General features: G+C 35.0%; 19 protein-coding genes. All 19 read right to left on the bottom strand.

The genetic code is table 11. The features are described from left to right. Positions 1 to 73 precede the first annotated feature (73 nt). The 19 genes from NST60_RS01480 to NST60_RS01570 all read right to left on the bottom strand — a co-directional run bounded on the left by NST60_RS01480 (position 74) and on the right by NST60_RS01570 (position 18,718). Positions 74 to 2,143 (bottom strand): chemotaxis protein CheW, encoded by a 2,070-nt coding sequence (locus NST60_RS01480; RefSeq protein WP_101730022.1) that lies wholly within the window; start codon positions 2,141 to 2,143, stop codon positions 74 to 76. Positions 2,144 to 2,163: 20 nt separating this feature from the next. Further along, positions 2,164 to 3,273 carry a protein-glutamate methylesterase/protein-glutamine glutaminase gene (locus tag NST60_RS01485; protein ID WP_016201143.1) on the bottom strand — a complete coding sequence of 370 codons (1,110 nt, stop codon included), beginning with the start codon at positions 3,271 to 3,273 and terminating at the stop codon, positions 2,164 to 2,166. Between the two features lie 9 nt (positions 3,274 to 3,282). After that, on the bottom strand, positions 3,283 to 4,161 hold the full coding sequence (locus NST60_RS01490) for a MinD/ParA family protein (RefSeq protein WP_016201142.1): 879 nt from the start codon (positions 4,159 to 4,161) through the stop codon (positions 3,283 to 3,285). Then, on the bottom strand, positions 4,158 to 5,348 hold the full coding sequence (gene flhF, locus NST60_RS01495; protein WP_016201141.1) for a flagellar biosynthesis protein FlhF: 1,191 nt from the start codon (positions 5,346 to 5,348) through the stop codon (positions 4,158 to 4,160). Before flhF ends, NST60_RS01490 begins: the two co-directional genes overlap by 4 nt. Next, positions 5,345 to 7,381: a flagellar biosynthesis protein FlhA gene (flhA, locus tag NST60_RS01500; RefSeq protein WP_016201140.1), complete on the bottom strand. Its 2,037-nt coding sequence runs from the start codon at positions 7,379 to 7,381 to the stop codon at positions 5,345 to 5,347. Before flhA ends, flhF begins: the two co-directional genes overlap by 4 nt. 73 nt (positions 7,382 to 7,454) lie before the next feature. Beyond that, positions 7,455 to 8,534 carry a flagellar biosynthesis protein FlhB gene (gene flhB, locus NST60_RS01505; protein ID WP_016201139.1) on the bottom strand — a complete coding sequence of 360 codons (1,080 nt, stop codon included), beginning with the start codon at positions 8,532 to 8,534 and terminating at the stop codon, positions 7,455 to 7,457. After that, positions 8,535 to 9,314 (bottom strand): flagellar biosynthetic protein FliR, encoded by a 780-nt coding sequence (gene fliR, locus NST60_RS01510; protein WP_016201138.1) that lies wholly within the window; start codon positions 9,312 to 9,314, stop codon positions 8,535 to 8,537. Positions 9,315 to 9,321: 7 nt separating this feature from the next. Further along, a complete protein-coding gene (gene fliQ / locus NST60_RS01515; RefSeq protein WP_016201137.1) occupies positions 9,322 to 9,591 on the bottom strand; it encodes a flagellar biosynthesis protein FliQ in 270 nt (89 codons plus the stop codon). 12 nt (positions 9,592 to 9,603) lie between these two features. Then, positions 9,604 to 10,269 carry a flagellar type III secretion system pore protein FliP gene (fliP, locus tag NST60_RS01520; protein ID WP_016201136.1) on the bottom strand — a complete coding sequence of 222 codons (666 nt, stop codon included), beginning with the start codon at positions 10,267 to 10,269 and terminating at the stop codon, positions 9,604 to 9,606. After that, the gene (locus tag NST60_RS01525) at positions 10,262 to 11,008 is read right to left on the bottom strand and encodes a flagellar biosynthetic protein FliO (RefSeq protein ID WP_016201135.1); all 747 of its coding nucleotides are present in this window, start codon (positions 11,006 to 11,008) and stop codon (positions 10,262 to 10,264) included. The genes fliP and NST60_RS01525 overlap by 8 nt, the downstream gene beginning before the upstream one ends. Positions 11,009 to 11,032: 24 nt before the next feature. Further along, the gene (locus NST60_RS01530; protein ID WP_016201134.1) at positions 11,033 to 11,395 is read right to left on the bottom strand and encodes a response regulator; all 363 of its coding nucleotides are present in this window, start codon (positions 11,393 to 11,395) and stop codon (positions 11,033 to 11,035) included. A gap of 21 nt (positions 11,396 to 11,416) precedes the next feature. Beyond that, a complete protein-coding gene (gene fliY / locus NST60_RS01535) occupies positions 11,417 to 12,643 on the bottom strand; it encodes a flagellar motor switch phosphatase FliY (RefSeq protein ID WP_016201133.1) in 1,227 nt (408 codons plus the stop codon). Beyond that, positions 12,633 to 13,631: a flagellar motor switch protein FliM gene (gene fliM, locus NST60_RS01540; RefSeq protein WP_016201132.1), complete on the bottom strand. Its 999-nt coding sequence runs from the start codon at positions 13,629 to 13,631 to the stop codon at positions 12,633 to 12,635. The genes fliY and fliM overlap by 11 nt, the downstream gene beginning before the upstream one ends. A gap of 32 nt (positions 13,632 to 13,663) precedes the next feature. Beyond that, positions 13,664 to 14,092, bottom strand: a complete 429-nt coding sequence (fliL, locus tag NST60_RS01545) for a flagellar basal body-associated protein FliL (RefSeq protein ID WP_016201131.1) — start codon at positions 14,090 to 14,092, stop codon at positions 13,664 to 13,666. Then, entirely contained in the window at positions 14,082 to 14,303 is a 222-nt protein-coding gene (locus NST60_RS01550; RefSeq protein ID WP_016201130.1) for a flagellar FlbD family protein, read from the bottom strand. The genes fliL and NST60_RS01550 overlap by 11 nt, the downstream gene beginning before the upstream one ends. Before the next feature lie 52 nt (positions 14,304 to 14,355). After that, positions 14,356 to 15,138, bottom strand: coding sequence for a flagellar basal body rod protein FlgG (gene flgG, locus NST60_RS01555; protein ID WP_101730023.1), 783 nt, complete (start codon positions 15,136 to 15,138; stop codon positions 14,356 to 14,358). A 75-nt stretch (positions 15,139 to 15,213) separates the two neighbouring features. Continuing rightward, positions 15,214 to 15,615 carry a TIGR02530 family flagellar biosynthesis protein gene (locus tag NST60_RS01560; RefSeq protein WP_016201127.1) on the bottom strand — a complete coding sequence of 134 codons (402 nt, stop codon included), beginning with the start codon at positions 15,613 to 15,615 and terminating at the stop codon, positions 15,214 to 15,216. An 11-nt stretch (positions 15,616 to 15,626) separates the two neighbouring features. Next, the gene (gene flgD / locus NST60_RS01565) at positions 15,627 to 16,265 is read right to left on the bottom strand and encodes a flagellar hook assembly protein FlgD (RefSeq protein WP_016201126.1); all 639 of its coding nucleotides are present in this window, start codon (positions 16,263 to 16,265) and stop codon (positions 15,627 to 15,629) included. A 14-nt stretch (positions 16,266 to 16,279) separates the two neighbouring features. Further along, positions 16,280 to 18,718, bottom strand: coding sequence for a flagellar hook-length control protein FliK (locus tag NST60_RS01570; RefSeq protein WP_341098027.1), 2,439 nt, complete (start codon positions 18,716 to 18,718; stop codon positions 16,280 to 16,282). Between the last annotated feature and the right edge of the window lie 30 nt (positions 18,719 to 18,748).

Here is an 18,748-nt window from a genome sequence, read left to right on the forward strand (position 1 = left end):
TTTCGATCTATTAAAAAGGTCAATACTAAACGAAAAAGCTTTGTTCAAAATTCATTTATCTTTCATGTAATGATTATTTAATTAAAGCATTACAATCCATAATTAACGCTACTTGTCCATCTCCTAAGATGGTTGCTCCAGATATAGCATAAGCACTTGATAGATAAGAACCTAGTGACTTTAAGACAACCTCTTGTTGTCCAATAAATCCATCTACAACAAGTCCAGCTAATTTATCGCCTTTTCTTACAATTACAACAGAATAATAGTCACTTTCCAGTCCTGCTGAAGGAACATCAAATATATCTTTTAAGAATAGTAATGGTACCACTTTGCCACGGAAATCAATTACTGTTTGATTATGGGCATACATGACATCATTTTTATTCACAATAGCTGTCTCAATAATAGAAGACAATGGAATAGCGTATTTTTCTGCTTGAATTTCAACTAACATAACGGAAATTATCGATAAGGTTAATGGCAATTGGATAGAGAAGAGCGAGCCTTTTCCTTCCACTGATTCGATCGTAATCGAGCCACCTAAGGATTCAATCGTATTCTTTACTACATCAAGTCCTACCCCACGTCCTGAAATATCAGAGATTTGATCTGCAGTCGAAAAACCAGATGCAAATATAAGTTCAGCAATTTGAGAATCAGTTAATGTTTTAGCCATTTCTTTTGTAACGATTCCTTTATTAATCGCTTTAGAAAGAACTTTCTCTTTATTAATTCCAGCACCGTCATCTTCCAACTCAATAAAAACATGATTTCCGCTATGATAAGCACGAAGAACAACCGTTCCTTCTTCCTCTTTATTATTAGCTCTTCTTACTGCTGGCGTTTCTACTCCATGGTCAAGCGCATTTCGGATTAAATGCACTAAAGGATCACCTATTTCATCAATAACTGTACGATCAAGCTCTGTTTCGGCACCAACGATTTGCAAATTAATTTTCTTATTTAAATCACGTGCAAGCTGTCTCACCATTCTAGGGAAACGATTGAAGACAGTCTCAACAGGAACCATACGCATATTTAAGATAATATTTTGAAGATCCCCTGTGATTCTGGACATTCTCTCAACTGTCTCATGAAGCTCTTGATCTTTAAGGGTAGAGGAAATTTGCTCTAATCTTCCTCTGTCGATAACGAGTTCTTCAAATAAGTTCATGAGAATATCCAAACGCTCAATATTCACACGAATGGTTTTATTGGAAACTTTAGTCGTTGATTGCTTCTCAGCTTGTTTATTGTCTGTAGCGGTAGCCTTCTCTGGAACTTGCGGATTCATTATTTCTTTCTCCACTTCTTCCACAATCTGAGTTTCTGTTAGAACTTGTTCCTTTTGATTAACAGATTGACTATTTGTATAGAACTCTCTTACAACTACCTTTTCTACTTCTGAGACTTTCATGATAGCTGCTTCAATTTTATCTGCTGTTTCTTTTGATATAAGGGTAACCATAAAATCATACTCAAACTTTTCTTCCTCAAGTTCTTCTACTGGAGGAATCGATTTGACAACTTCTCCTAATGATTCTAAAGCTTCAAATATCATATATACCCTTGCAGCTTTTAATAAACAGTCACTTTTTAACGTAATGTTAATTTCATAAGTGAAAAAACCTTGATCAGATGATTGCTGTAATACAGTAGTTTCAAATTCATCATACTGGTTTATTGTTGCTGGTGCCTCCTGCATGACATCTACAGTGGCCGCAACCTCAGTTTCTGAAGAATTGATTTGATTTAAAGGAAGTCCTTTTTCAATTTGTATAAGCTTTTCAACAACTGCCTCTACATTTCTTTTCCCATCTCCACCACTAGCAATTGACTCCACCATTGCATCCAGATCATCAACAGCTAAGAAAATGACATCCAATATTTCTGGAGAAAAAACAATTTTCTTATTTCTTATAGCATCGAGAACATTTTCCATTTGATGGGTTAGACTTGCTAAATCCTCATAACCCATTGTTGCTGACATTCCTTTTAATGTATGAGCTGCACGGAAAATCTCATTTACTATTTTCAAATTTTCCGGGTCCTTTTCCAATTCTAATAAATGTTCATTACATGCTTGTAAGTGCTCTTTACTCTCTTCAATAAAAACTTCTAAATACTGACTCATTTCCACTTGCTTCACATCCCTTGACGTTATACATATTTCATAATAGTTTCAGCAATATGATCTACCTTCTGAACTTCATCAATATAATTCGTGGCAATAGCTGTTTTGGGCATTCCGTAAACTATACATGTTTCCTGTGACTCAGCGATAGCTTTGACATTGCCTTTTCTCGCTAACTTCTTTAACCCATCTGTTCCATCTGATCCCATTCCAGTCATAATAACTGCTATTTTTGCATAGGCTTTCAAATCACTTACCGATTCAAACATGATATCAACAGATGGTCTATGCCCATTTAGAGGGGCTGACTGGTCCAAATCAATTGCTGTATGGACACCAACTGTTTTCACCTTTAAATGCTGGCCTCCTGGAGCGATATAGGCAACTCCATTACGGATAATTTCGCCATGCTCCGCTTCCTTTACCGTAATTGCAGATAACGTATTAAGACGATTTGCAAGAGAACGGGTAAATCCTGCTGGCATGTGTTGAACGATTAAAATCGGCGCTTCTATATCACTTGGTAAATTAGTTAATACTTTCTGTAATGCCCTTGGACCACCAGTTGATGTTCCAATGATTACTATCTTTTTCATGGATTGCATCCAATCATTAGGCGAAACAGTCTTTTGGACTATTCCCTTAACATCTTCTCTTGGTTCCATTTTACTATAAGAAGTTCGTGAAGTAATAGTCTTTTTTCCTTCACTTGAGAGATTTAATAATGTTTTCGGCTTTACATTGCTTGCTAATATAACTTTTTCTACTAATTCCTGCTTTACTTTATATAAATCTAGTGAAATAGATCCAGAAGGCTTTGTAATAAAGTCGATTGCTCCTGCCTGCATGGCTTGAATGGTGCTCTCTGCTCCAACCTTCGTAATACTTGATAGCATAAGAACTGGTACAGGATGTTCATTCATAATTCGCTTTAAAGCACTTAATCCATCTAAGATGGGCATCTCGACATCAAGTGTTACAACATCAGGTGTTAATTCCTTGATTTTCTTAATACCATCTTCGCCATTCCTTGCTGTACCAATAACGGTTATTCTCGAGTCTTCGGAGAGAAAATCTGAGATTAGCTTACGCATAAATGCAGAATCATCAATAACGAGAACTTTTACTTTCTCCACTTTACTCAACTACCTTTCAAACAAAAACCTTTTTAATTTAGACACAAAAGTATGTCTATTAGTTGAATAGGATTCTGTAAACTGTTGTTTACCATATCTATCGGCAATTTCGCGCAAAGCTTTAGCTGCTTCTGATTTTTCATTATAAAAGACAAAAGGAATTTGTTTTCTTACAGCTTGTGCCACATTTTGATCATCTGGGATATATCCTAAATTAATGAGATCTCGATGGAGAAATTTCTTTACTACTTGCTGAAGCTTTTGTAAGGTTTCCACACCATCTTTTCTCGTAAATGTTCGATTTACGACTAGATATAATGGGAGTAAAGGATTTCTGGTATGAATAAATTTCATTGCCGCATAAGCGTCTGTTATAGAGGTCGGCTCAGGTGTAGTAATGACAATACAATCATCAACAGACAAAATAAATTTTAAAGAATCTGTACTGATACCCGCTCCCATGTCAAATAAAATATAATCATAGCGATTTAATAAACCTTGAAAATGCTGAAAGAAGCTATCTAACTTCTCATCCTCCATATTCACAAAATCACTTAGTCCAGACCCGCCTGCAATATACTCTAAACCATCAAATCCTTTAGTAATGATATTCTCAAAATCAATACTATTTCTAAAAAAATCAACAATAGTATATCGAGATTGGGTTCCCATTAAAATATCAATATTTCCCATACCGATATCCATATCAATAAGCAAAGTACGATATCCTTGATTATGGAGGGAAAGGGCAAAATTTAGAGAAAAGTTAGACTTTCCAACCCCACCCTTACCACTTATAATCGCCAGCGTTTTATTATTCGATTGACTTTGTCGATTTGCATTCAATTGTTCGATTTTTTTTCTTAAGATAGAAGCCTGGTCAGTCATTCTTCATCTACCTCAATTATTTTATTTACAAGCTCTAGTGGGGTTGCTGGAACTATATCATCTGGAACATTCTGCCCTGTTGTCATATAAGCAACACCTTTTTTACAAGTTACAATTAAATTAATCATTGCACCATAAGAAGACGTTTCATCTAATTTCGTAAAGACAAATGAATCAATGTTTATTGCTGAAAATTGTTTATAGATCTCTTCTAAATCCTTTTGTTTTGCTGTCATCGATAAAACGAGCAACGTTTCCATTTCCCTTTTATAATCGACCACTTGCATTAAATCTTCAACATATTTTTTATTGCGGAAATTTCTTCCTGCTGTATCAATTAAAATAACATCGCAATCCTTCAGTTTTTTTGTTGCATGTTCAAAATCTTCCATGGAATAACAAACTTCTAAAGGAACATCTAATATATTTGCATACGTTTTGAGTTGTTCGATTGCCCCAATTCTATATGTATCTGTTGTAATAAATCCTACTGTTTTTTGTTGTTTTAAAATAATATTTGCTGCAATTTTAGCCAAAGTAGTTGTTTTCCCAACACCTGTAGGTCCAATGACATTAATATATTTTTTAGATAAAGAAACTTCCCCAAAGGAATATGGGGAAATTTCTCCTAAAAGAAACGCTTGTGCCCACTTGAAAACATGAACATCTAACACATCTTCGCCAGCTGCATACCATTTAGCCACAAGATCTTTTACCAATCTAGCTTTAATCATTTCGTTGATTTCCTGTTTATCCAGCAGTTTTACTACATTTTTTATTGGTGTGGGAATAGAAAAAGACACATTATTGCTTCGTTCACCGAAAGCTTGTACATTTTGATTAATTTCATCTAATTGCTTTGCGATATCTGGAAAATCAGAAATCTTTTTTTCTTTATTTGCAATAGATGAACCAGCTTGATTAATTGGTTCTATCCGTGATGATGGTTCTTTAATTAATACAGAATTGCGCACTTCACGATTCTTCGTTTGGGGCGGGATAGGTGTATCAGAAATACTTGGATCAATGGCAGCAAGTACTTCGATATTTCTCTTTTTAAAAAGGCCTAAAAATCCCCCTGTATAAATTACTTTCGAATGGAGAATTACTGCATCATTTCCTAATTCTGCCCGGATCTTCTTCATTGCCTCTGGCATATTTGGTGCTACATACTTTTGTATTTTCATTCGATATTCACAACTCCCACACTTTGAACTTCCACATTTGCTTCTAATTCATTGTAAGATAATACTGGAACTTGTGGAAAATAACGTTCTGTCAATTGTCTCACATACATACGAACAGCAGGCGAACACAGGAGGATTGGCAACTGCTCCATTACAGATAGTTGTTCTATTTGTCCTGCAATACTCTCTAGGATAGATTGAGAAATGCTTGGGTCTAATGCTAAAAAGTTTCCATGTTCTGTTTGCTGAATATTATCTACTATTAGCTTTTCCACTTTACCTGACAAAGTTACAACCTTTAGGGAATCATTTTGATTCGTATACTGATTAGTAATTTGACGTGCTAATGACTGCCTTACATACTCAGCTAAAAGATCGGTATCTGATGTCATTTTTCCAAAATCAGCTAACGTTTCAAAAATCACTGGTAAATTGCGAATGGAGACATTTTCTCTTAACAGTTTTGCTAAAACCTTCTGAATTTCTCCAATCGACAATGGAGTCGGCGTAACTTCCTCGATTAAAATTGGATAGCTTTCCTTTACATGATCAACTAATTGTTTAGTCTCTTGTCTACCTAATAATTCATAGGCATTTGCCTTAATAACTTCTGTAATATGAGTGGAAACAACAGATGGTGGATCCACTACTGTATAGCCAAATATTTCAGCTTGTTCCTTTGTGCTCTCCGTTATCCATTTAGCTGGTAAGCCAAAAGACGGTTCAATTGTATCGATTCCTTCAATAGAATCATCATCCATACCAGGACTCATCGCTAAGTAATGGTCAAGCAATAGTTCCCCGCGTGCTCTCTCATTACCTTTTATTTTTAATCGATATTCATTAGGCTGTAATTGAATATTGTCACGAATTCGGACAACAGGAATAACTAACCCTAATTCTATTGCTAACTGCCTTCTTATCATGACTACGCGATCTAGTAAGTCTCCCCCTTGGTTAGCATCTGCAAGTGGAATCAGTCCATAGCCAAACTCAAATTCGATTGGATCTACATTCAATAAACTTACTACACTTTCTGGACTCTTTAGTTCATCTGTTTGTATTTCTTCTTCAAGGTCTTGGATTTGCTCTAAGTCCTCTTTTGGTTTTCTCGATAAATAATAAGCACCAAAAATAAGAAGTGCTGCAATTGGAATCGTTAAAAAATCATCAATCGGCGTAAATAACCCTAATAAAAAGATTGTACCACCTGCAACATACAGCATTTTAGGATATGCCATTAACTGAGAAGTGATATCTGAACCAAGATTACCTTCTGAAGCGGCTCTTGTAACGACAATCCCTGTTGCTGTTGAGATTAATAAAGCAGGGATTTGACTGACGATTCCATCTCCTACTGATAATAATGAAAAATGCTGTGCAGCATCCCCTGCCGCCATTCCAAGTTGAGTCATTCCAATTACTATTCCAAAAATCAAGTTAATAAAAACAATAATAATACCAGCAATTGCGTCCCCTTTGACGAATTTACTTGCCCCGTCCATGGAACCATAAAAATCAGCTTCTCTACTAACTTTTTCGCGACGTTGTCTTGCCTCTTGTTCTGAAATAATTCCTGCGTTTAAATCAGCGTCAATACTCATTTGCTTACCTGGCATTGCATCTAACGTAAAACGCGCAGCAACTTCTGAGACACGCTCAGACCCTTTTGTAATAACAACAAATTGAATAATAACAAGAATTAGGAAAACCACTAACCCAACAGCGATATTACCGCCAACAACGAATGTTCCAAAGGTATGGACTACCCCACCTGCATCTCCAGTAGACAAAATAGATCTTGTCGTAGATACATTAAGCCCAAGGCGAAATAAAGTTGTTAATAATAATAGTGAAGGAAAAATGGAGAATTCTAGAGCTTCACTCATATTCATTGTTAATAATAGGATGAGTAGTGCCAACGTAATATTAAGTAATATAAGAACACTTAATAACCAGGTTGGAAAGGGAATAATCAACATTGCAATAATGAGAATTACACCAATCACTACAATTAAGTCTCTTCTTGCCATTTCTTCCGCTCCTTAAAAACATACATTTGTTTCTTTATTATTTACAATAATTCATTTACTAGTTATTCTTCCGTTATTTGTCTCTACTCTGGTAGACAAATGCAAGAATTTCTGCAACTGCTTTATAAAATTCTTCAGGCACTAGATCACCTATTTCTACTTGATTATACATAGCTCGTGCTAATGGACGATTTTCTACCATGACAACATTATTTTCTTTTGCAACTAATTTTATTTTTTGTGCTAGAAAATCTACCCCTTTTGCAACAACATAGGGTGCATCATACTTTTCTTCGTCATACTTTAAGCAAATAGCATAATGCGTTGGATTCGTAATAACGACATCAGCAGTAGGGACATCTTGCATCATACGGTGCATCGCCATTTCTCTCTGTTTCTGCTTAATTTTAGACCTTATTAGCGGATCTCCTTCCATGTTTTTGTATTCGTCTTTAATATCTTGTTTTGACATTCGTATATTTTTTTCATAGTCATAGCGCTGATACATATAATCCATAAGCGACAAAATTAAAAGCGACACAGAAGCATAAAGACCCATTTGCACCGTTAACTTCGCAATTGTTACGGCAATAGAACCAATAGATTTATGGGAAAGGATAAGAATTTCGTTCATTTTGCCCCATAAAACAGAAAATACCACGATACCGATTACCGTAATCTTTAGCAATGACTTCAATAGCTCTACGATCGAGCGCAGCGAGAACATCCTTTTAAATCCTGCAATAGGATTTATTTTCTCTAATTTAAATTTAATGGCTTCTGGAGAGAACAAAACACCAACCTGCATATAATTAGCAATGATGCCTCCTACCATAGCCGCTATTAGAATAGGACTCAACAAAAGTGCCACTTCTTTGACAATATCAAAAAACAATGTCTGGAGATTATTCACAGATAAATTAATGGACGAAAAGTCACTAAAGGTAAAGGTAAGAATGGACATTAATCCATTTAACAGGTATTCGCCTGTAAAACTTAGTACACCAAAAACAACTAAAAGAACAAGTGCTGTATTCACGTCCTGACTTTTTGCCACTTGTCCTTTTTTTCTCGTGTCTTGTCTTTTCTTTGGAGTTGCCTTTTCTGTTTTTTCTCCTGCAAAAAACTGGAGATCTAATGATAGGAGTTTCATTTAACCCGCTCCTCCTAAAATATTCATAATCCCCCTCATTGTCGTTACAATGGAAGAGAATAAATGAGATACTGTTGACATTAGTACACCCATTACAATAAAAAGAACAACTAAGCCTGCAATTATCTTGATGGGTACACCAACTACAAAGATATTTAACTGTGGTACAGTTCTTGCGACAATTCCCAAACCAACATCCACTAAAAAGATGCTTCCGACAACAGGAATCGACATCTGAAAAGCAATCATAAACATCAAACTGAATGTTTTTATGAGAAACTCCGCTAGCTCCCCGTTACCCAAGTTAATCCAGGGCTGTTCCAGCGGAATAAACTGATAACTATAATAGATACCATCCAGTAATAAATGATGTCCATTAGAAGCTAGTAAAAAGAACATGGCAATAATCGTTAAGTATTGACCTGTTAGAGGACTTTGCATCCCTGTTTGAGGATCTATGACGTTTGCGATCGCAAAACCCATTTGGAAATCAATAAATCCTCCTGCGATTTGAATTGCGGCAAATAACATGTATGCGGCAAATCCAATTAGCAGTCCGACCAAAGCTTCTTTAAGAATAAGAAAATAGTAACTTGTATCAATTGTTAATACTGGTACATCCATTCCCCAAAACATTACTAAAGATAAAAAAAATCCTAAACCTACTTTAAAAGTCGTAGGAATCGTCCGATAAGAAAATAAAGGTAGCATTAAAAAAAACGAAGTGACACGAACAAGAATTAAAAGAAATGCTGGGAAATTTGATAAAAGTTCATCCATCATTCTTCTATCCAATAAACCTTGTTAAATTTGAAAAAATATCTTTTGTATAGGAAAGCATATGACTCAGCATCCATGATCCAAAAAAAACAAGGCCAACAAGGACCGCCACAATTTTTGGTACAAATGCCAATGTTTGCTCTTGAATTTGTGTTGTTGCTTGAAAAATACTTATGATTAGCCCGACTGCTAATGCAATAATTAGCAGTGGACCGCTGATAATTAAAACGGTAAGGACACCTTTCTCAGCAATAGAAATAACCATTTCTTGTGACATATTTTCACCTTCTTAAAAACTTTCTAGCAGTGATTTTACAACTAAATACCAACCATCAACCATAATGAATAACAGAATTTTAAATGGCAATGAAATCATAACAGGCGGAAGCATCATCATCCCCATGGACATTAAAATACTTGCTACAACCATATCAATGACTAAGAATGGAATAAAAATCATAAACCCTATTTGAAAGGCTGTTTTTAATTCACTTATCGCAAAAGCAGGTACCAATGTCGTTAGCGGGATATCCTCAATCGATTCTGGAGCTTCTGCTTTAGAATAATTTAAAAATAAGGCTAAATCTTTCTGCCTCGTATGCTTGCTCATAAATTCTTTAAGGGGTAATGCAGCATTGTCATAAGCTTCTTCCAATGTTATTTCTTCATTAAACAATGGAGTTAATGCTTTATCATTCACTTCCTGAAAAGTAGGAGCCATAATAAAAAATGTCAAAAACAAAGCTAACCCTACGATTACTTGGTTAGGAGGCATTTGTTGTGTTGCAAGCGCCGTTCTGACAAAGGAAAGAACAATCACTATTCTCGTAAAGCTAGTTAGTAATATAATGATACTAGGTGCTAAAGAAAGGACGGTTAATAATAATAACAATTGAACAGAAGTAGAGACATTACCTGGGTCATTGTTATTAAAAAACTGCATAAACTCATTCATTTTTTTCTGACGATCCTTTCTTTTTCTTCTCTAGTACTTCCATCTTTTCCTTACGTTCACTTGATATTCGTTCTAATTCTTTTGACAAACGAATGGAAAAAGATTCTTTTGTCTTCGAAGTAGAAGGATTAGAAGTTACTATATTCTTCACCTTTGTCACAATATCGCTTGGTTGTACTAGCTGATCTAATTTTCGATTATACTCTTCCAATATTTCTTTGTACTCTTGTTCATCCTCAATCTCTTTTATTAATTGGATGCTATCCCCAACGCCTACTATTAATAGACGTTTTCCCACTTTGATTAATTGAATCGAACGATTGGCACCTAGTGCTGTACCACCAATATTTTCAATTATTTGCGAGCTTTTATATCCGTGGTTTCTTTTATTTATAAATCGTAAAATAAAATACATTAAAAACACGACAAAAATTGTTGCAAAAATCATCTTAACAAAGTCCCAAATCGTCACTCCTATAGAACTTTCTTCTTCCGCATTTGTTTCTTCAAGAAGTAAGTCTGATTGATCCGAATTTTGTTCATTGGTTTTAGAATCTTCTTCTACAGTATCTTTTTTAGTACCTTTTTCAGTATCTTCTTGAACATTATTCTCTTTCGATTCATTATGTAATATGTCATATACACTTTTATCAATTTGTTCTGCATAGGCTTGATTTCCAAAGCCTAGCAGAACAATGATGAGTAGTGAACATCGAATTAAGAAATTTGCTTTATTCACATTCGGCACCCTCTAATTTAATTTTTAGCCTAATGTTTTACTGATTGCTTCCAAGACACGATCTGCCTGGAATGGCTTAACAATAAAATCTTTTGCTCCAGCTTGTATTGCATCAATAACCATCGCTTGTTGTCCCATTGCTGAACACATAATAACTTTCGCATTCGGATTAATATTTTTGATTTCTTTTAATGCAGTAATTCCATCCATTTCTGGCATGGTGATATCCATTGTTACTAGATCTGGTTGTGTTTCCTTATATTTTTCAATTGCTTGCATGCCGTCGGCTGCTTCTCCTACGATCTCATATCCATTTTTAGATAGAATATCCTTGATCATCATACGCATAAAAGCTGCGTCATCAACGATTAGTATTTTTTGTGCCATTTTCCTCAAAACCCCCAAAAATTATTTTAAATTCTTTAATCGGTCCTTTTGACTAACAATATCGGTTACACGAACACCGAAATTCTCATCAATTACCACTACTTCCCCTTGTGCAACCAATCGATTATTTACAAGAATATCAACAGGTTCTCCAGCTAACTTGTCCAATTCAATAATAGACCCTGAAGATAATTCTAATATCTCTTTAACAGATCGTTTTGTTCTTCCAAGCTCAACCGTTACTTGTAAAGGAATATCTAACAACATATCCAAGTTCTTTGTTTCCGTAACCGTTTGAGGCGCTGTATCAAAATTAGAGAATCCTGCAGGTTGCACGTTTGGTGGTGGACCTTGTGTAGTATGATGTCCTGAGCCAAAATGTTGTTGCTGATGATTCACATTTGACGAAATGGAATTATTAGTATGAGTATTGACATGATTATTAGCCATTTCATTAGAAGCTTGCTGATAATTATTTGTCGAACGTGACTCTTGCATCGGTTCTTTTGGCTCATATACTGAATTATAATCGACTTCGGGAATATTGGAAACTTCTTCTTCTCCAATATCAGGATTTAATAATCCTTCCACTAACTTTTTCGCAAAAGAAAGCTGTAATAGTTGCATGATATTTGAATCAATTAACTCTCCAATCTTAATTCGAAAGGAAATTTTTGCGAAAATGTCTTCATCAGGAATCGACTCAGTTCCTTCCCCTTGATTAAAGTCTAAAATATCGATACTAGGAGGAGAAATATCAACTTTTTTGCTAAAAATGGTGGACATGGATGTAGCCGCAGAACCCATCATTTGGTTCATTGCTTCTTGCACTGCACTTAACTGTATTTCCCCCAGCATTTCTTTATCAGCATTTAATCCATCACCACCAAGCATTAAATCAGCAATAACAGCTGCATCGGCTTGCTCGATTACAAGCAAGTTCATGCCAGAGAATCCTTCTGTATAATTGACTCTTATTGCTACATATGGGTGTGGGAACTCCTCTGACAGCATATTTTTCGATATTACACTGACAGTTGGTGTTGTAATATCTACTTTTTGATTTAACAATGTAGATAGCGCAGTTGCTGAGCTACCGAAGGATATATTTCCAATTTCCCCTAAGGTATCTTTTTCTATATCCGATAAGTACTTTTCCACATCCAATTCTGGACTATCGTTCGTTACACTATCTCCCCTTAAGAGAGCATCAATTTCATCTTGTGAAAGCATATCCTTACTCACCATCTTCCTTCCCCTCCTCTAAAGTTCCTAATACTTGAACAGCCATTTTTTTATTTAACTTACCAGGTTGTCCAATAAATTTAGGAATATCTCCAACTTTAATGATTAAGGGTTGTTGTATCGTTTGATTCATTTCGATAACATCTCCAATATCCAACATTAAAAAATCTTGGATGGAAATATCAGATGTACCTAGTTCTGCGACTATTGGCACAATCGACTGCTGAATATTCTCTTCTAAACGAGAAGTAAATTCAGGTAATCTTTCTTTCTTCTCTGCCTGCATCCAATAATGGCCAGATAGCTTTGGCATGATAGGCTCTAATACGACATGCGGAATACAAATATTAATCATTCCACTTGTATCTCCAATTGTCGTACTCAAGGAAATTACCACTACTGTTTCATTCGGAGAAACCATTTGTAAAAACTGTGGATTCACTTCAAATTCAGCAAGACTTGGTTCAATATCTATTAGATCCTCCATAGCCTCTCTAAAATGATCAAAAGCACTTTCAAAAGTATTTGACATGATTTTTGTTTCAATTTCAGTCAAATTTTCTACTTTATTTATACTGCTGCCTCTTCCACCCATCATTCGATCCATCATGGCATAGGCTATGTTCGGATTAACTTCCATCAAGATTCTGCCTTCTAATGGAGGAACATCAAATACATTTAAAATCGTCATTTTTGGTATCGAACGAATGAACTCTTCATATGGAATTTGATCTGCTGAAGTAACAGATATTTGCACATATGTTCTTAATTGGGCAGAGAAAAAAGTTGTTAACAACCTAGCATAGTTTTCATGTATTCTTGTTAAACTGCGAATTTGATCTTTCGAAAATCTTAACGCTCTTTTGAAATCATATACCTTAACCTTTTTTTCCTGCTGCTCTTTTTTGAGCTCATCTGCATCCATTTCACCAGATGATAAAGCTGAAAGCAGGGCATCAATTTCATTTTGGGATAAAATATCAGCTGACAAAATTACTCACCTCCATCTTTTTCTCTTTTATTTTATTGGAGTAGAGAGTTTACAATATAAACTTGGACTACTTTGCCTTCTTGCATCAGTTCATTAATTTTATCCTTGAGATCACTCTCTAATTCAATTTGTCCATTTTTTCCTTTTAAATCTTCTGTATTCTTCTCAGATAATTCTTGAATAATGATATTCTTAACTTGGAAGTCTCTTTTTTCTAATTCTTCCTTTGCTTTCTTACTATCTGTCTGAATCTTAAAGGATATTCGGATGAAATTATCGGAAGCTAAATTTGTTGTAATTTCTTCAATATCTACAGATGACTCCAAGATTTCTTCGATCGAAGGTTCTTTTTCCTTTTGATCGCCAGTAAACTTCCATATATAAATGAAAGCTCCAGCTCCTGCCAGTGTAATAACTAGTAATAAAACGAGCATTATAATAATAACTTTATTATTCTTCATCGTCTTTCTCTCCCACATGCGGTAATCCGAAGAGGTTCACTTTTTGAAAAAAATGATTCATTCTCTCTAATACTTCCTCTTCACTTTCTTTAACAACAAATTTGTTTCCATTTGTTAAAGTAATTGTTGTATCAGGAAAAGATTCGACTGTCTCAATAAATAAGGCATTTAATAAAAACTTTTTTCCATTTAGTCGAGTTAAATGTATCATTTTTCATATGAGAGGCTAGCCTAATAGGTAGCCCCTCCCCCCTCCAATTAAATTATCGTTTTAAGTTAACTAATTCTTGAAGAATTTCATCAGAAGTGGTAATGATTTTTGTATTTGCTTGAAATCCTCTTTGTGAAACAATCATTTCCGTGAATTCTTCAGAAAGGTCTACGTTCGACATTTCCAAATAACCGCTGTTAATAGAACCAGAACCATTCTGTCCAGCAGTAGTTAACTGGGCTGCACCTGAGTTACTTGAAACTTGATACGTATTTCCTCCAACTTTATCTAAGCCCTCTGGATTTTCAAACTTAGCAATCGTGATTTGACCTGCATTTTGTGTATTTCCATCTGCGTCTACATAAGTAATACTTCCATCTGTACCGATACTGAAACTTTGGGCAGTAGCTGGGATGATATCTGCTCCTGCAAGCTTCAATCCACTAGAAGTAACAATGTTTCGGTTTTCATCAAAATAGAAGTTTCCAGCTCTAGAATAGAATTCTGAACCTGCACCATCTTCTAATACAAAGTAGCCTTCTCCAGAGATAGCTAAGTCAAGCACTCTACCTGTTGTTTGCATACTTCCTTGAGTATGAATTGTATCGATGGAAGCTACCTGTGCCCCAAGACCTACTTGTTTCGCATTAATCCCACCATTCCCGTTAGCTGGAGCAGTTGCACCAGATGTTGTTTGGCTAATTAAATCACTGAATGTAGTACGACCTTTTTTAAAGCCATACGTATTTACGTTAGCAATATTATTCCCAATAACATCTAATTTTGTTTGAAAGTTTTTCATTCCACTGATTCCTGAATATAGTGAACGTAACATTTATAATTATCTCCCTTCGAATGAACTGCCTCTATCGCTCAGCAGTTTTTGGCCTCCATTTTTGGTCCAGCCCTTTTAATTCATAATGATTGTTCCATTAATATTCGTAAAAATTTGATCTATTGCTTCCTCACGATCCATTGCCGTGATTACTGTATTATTTTTCGCGCTTACGATTAATGCAGCATTATTTAAAAGTACTAACGATTCTTTAATTCCCATTTTCTTTGCCTGGGTAACTTTTTCTTCAATCGCTTTCCATTTATCATCATCTATCTCAATTCCTCGCTGCTGAAGTCTCTCATTTGCATGTTTGCTAATATTCAGCGTATTTAAAGAAGAAATCGACTTTTGTAAATGGGTAGAAAACGATGTAATATTTTGCGCATTATGCGCAGTCGACTTTGATTTAATCGCCTCAATACCATTTTTAATAGCAGCATGTGATTTTATTGAAGGATAAATGGACTTATCCATCCAATCACTTCCTATTCAATTTTTATAATTTGTCCTGAGGTAATTTTGCTCCCTGCCTCATCGTCTAATGTTAATTGTATTTGTCCATTCTTTAATGATACAGATTGAACTTTACTATTTACTTCTTCTTCGTTTTGATTCAGATAAGAAACGGTTTTGCCAATTAATTGGCTTGCTAGCACGAGATTATTTTCCGATGAATTTGTACTCATGCTTGATATATTAGCAGGAGTAACTTTTGTACCGTCTTCTAGTGTGAATACTACACTGTCTTCTGTATAAGCAATAGAGTTTACTTTTCCGTTACCAGACGTTACTGTACTATTTCCAGCATTATCTGTTTCTATCTTACTCCAATTCACCTCTTGTCCAATAAATTGTCCATAAGAGATTAAATTGGATTGTGTTTGTAATGAAATTAAGTTTGTCATAGATGTATTTAAGTTCTGCATTTGTTCTAAGCTTGAGAACTGAGCCATCTGTGCAATAAATTCTTTATCATCCATCGGACTTGTTGGATCTTGATTTTGTAATTGCGTAATTAAGATTTTTAAGAAATCATCTTTGCCTAAAGCAGAACTACCTGTAGAAGCAGTTGATTTCTGATAGTCTGATAAATAAAGAGAAGAGTCATTTATTGTATTTGCCATCGTTATGTGCTCCTCTATACTTCAATATTTAATAGTTCCTCGATAAAGGACGTTTTTCGTTTATTATCATTATCCTCTGCATCTTTCTTGTCTCTTTGAGCATCTGATTGCTGTTGTTCTTGTTGCTGCTGTTGCTCTCTTTGAAGCCTCTCCTGTGGCTGAGAAGAAACAACAACATCCATTTTATCTATTTGCAGATTTTGTGCTATAAAGCCATGTTTTAAGCTATTAAGCTGTTTATCTAGAACTTCTTTCGCTTCTGCAGTTGTCGTAATAATTCTTGCAATCATACTACCTTCATTTTGCGTAATTTCGATTCGAATAGATCCTAAATGATCTGGTGCTAGACGAATGGAAAGCTTTTGCATGTCTCCTGTTTTCGTAAATGTGCTGTTAGCTAATAGTTTTACAAACTGCTCTTCCACATTTTTAGGTTGCACTGCTTCTCCACCATCAGTCAGTAACATAAATGGATGTTGCTTAACAAAAGTATTTTGTAGCGTATTGAATACTTTTGGATCCGTATCTCCCTGACTCACTTCGCCTGTTTCCTTTATTTCTGTACTTAATAAGGACATTTCTCCAGATTTCCTTAGAGAACTAACCATTATTGGATTGATTACTTTCTGAACAACCGTCGTACTCTTTTGCTCCAGTTGCTTATCTATTTTTGAAAGAATAGAAGAAATGATCGATTTAAGTTCCAAAGTAGCTTCTGTTACGCTATTTTCGGCTTGAAAAAGATCTGCTTGAAGCAATGGTGAAGCAGCAGGCTTCAGATTTGTTGTATTTGTTTCTTGTACTACTACATTTCTATTTTCTTGTAATATCTGATTTTGAACGGCTAATAGCTTCAGATTTATTGCATTTGTTTCTTGTACTATTGCATTTCTATTTTCTTGTAATTCCTGATTTTGAACGGCTAATAGCTTCAGATTTATTGCATTTGTTTCTTGTACTATTGCATTTCTATTTTCTTGTAATTCCTGATTTTGAACGGCTAATAGCTTCAGATTTATTGCATTTGTTTCTTGTACTATTGCATTTCTATTTTCTTGTAATTCCTGATTTTGAACAGCTAATAACTTCGGATTTGTTGCATTCGTTTCTTGTACTATTGCATTTCTATTTTCTTGTAATTCCTGATTTTGCATAGCTAATAGCTTCGGATCAACTGTAGAAACTCTGTTTTTGCTACCTCTACTTTCCGCGCTTTGCTCAGTTTTATTTAACAAAACTGTATCTTCTGGTATAGATTCACGCATGCTATTTTCCGAAGATAAGCTATTGTCCTTTTCACTTTCCAAATCATTTTTTGAAAGTTTTGTCGTCTGTGATAAAGGAATACCATCTTTTACTACTTCACTCGCAGATGATAACTTAGTAATTACTTCCCTATCGCTTTCCGTACGTGAAACTGCATCGATTGGTAAGTGATATTCTTTTTCAGAAGAATAACTAGAAAATTCTTCTGCCCCTGATTCAGAACTTAAATAATTATTTTGATCTCTTTCCGGGTTTTCAGCTACAAATGATATCTTAGAAACGTCCATTTCAGCCACAGTTTCCGGATTTGTTGCTGCTTCTTGTGATGTAGTTTTAGTCTTTTGTCCAAATCTCTGCTCTAGATTTGTTAACATAAATGGAATGACACTTTCTTCATTCATGGAAAAAACGCGCAAATCTTGTTCTTCTCCAGTAACTTGCTCTTTATCAATCTGTAGCATAGAATTCCTTGATGAAGATTGCTTATCAAAGCCGATGATAAAATTATTATTATTCATAAAAGCTTTGTTTACTTTTGTATATACGCCTTTTTCCACCGTTTTGCTATCATTAGAGGAATTTAACTCCAAGAATTGGTTCAATGAAACCATGAAACCTTGCAAATCTTGGATAGATTCAGCAATTTTTTCATTAATAGAATGATCCAATAACCTATTTCCTGTGTACTCTAGTAATTTCAAATCAGCAAGCAAGGAAGGTAACTTTGTATCATTAAACATATCCGGCTCTATCTTCATATTGATTGCTTTCTTTAATTCTTGAGTGATTTCATTCTCTAAATTAGCAAATGAATCAGCTAACATGGCGTCTATGTTGGATTCATCTAACACTACTATCTCTTCTCCATCCAAAAATTGATGGTAAGTGTTCACTAGATATTCAAGATTTATTCGGACTTGATTAGCGTTTATCCCGTCATTTATTGTTTCCATGTCCATATTTGGCTGGAGACTATCATCCGAAGAAGCATTAGACAATATAGCTAAAAGCCGATTTAAGCCTTCTTTATTTTGAACGTTCACTTGTATAGAATTACTTTGCTGATTAGTCGTTTTTAAGTCATTTATCATCAATAAAAACTGATCATTCATTTTTCCCCTTGTTATCCCTTGACTACCACTTGTTAACTCCATTTTCCTCAATGAATTCATCAGTCCTACTTGCAATTTTTCACCCCCTTTCAGATAATTAAATGT

The sequence above is a fragment of the Niallia sp. FSL W8-1348 genome, assembly GCF_038006745.1.
GTDB classification, from domain to species: domain Bacteria; phylum Bacillota; class Bacilli; order Bacillales; family Cytobacillaceae; genus Niallia; species Niallia alba.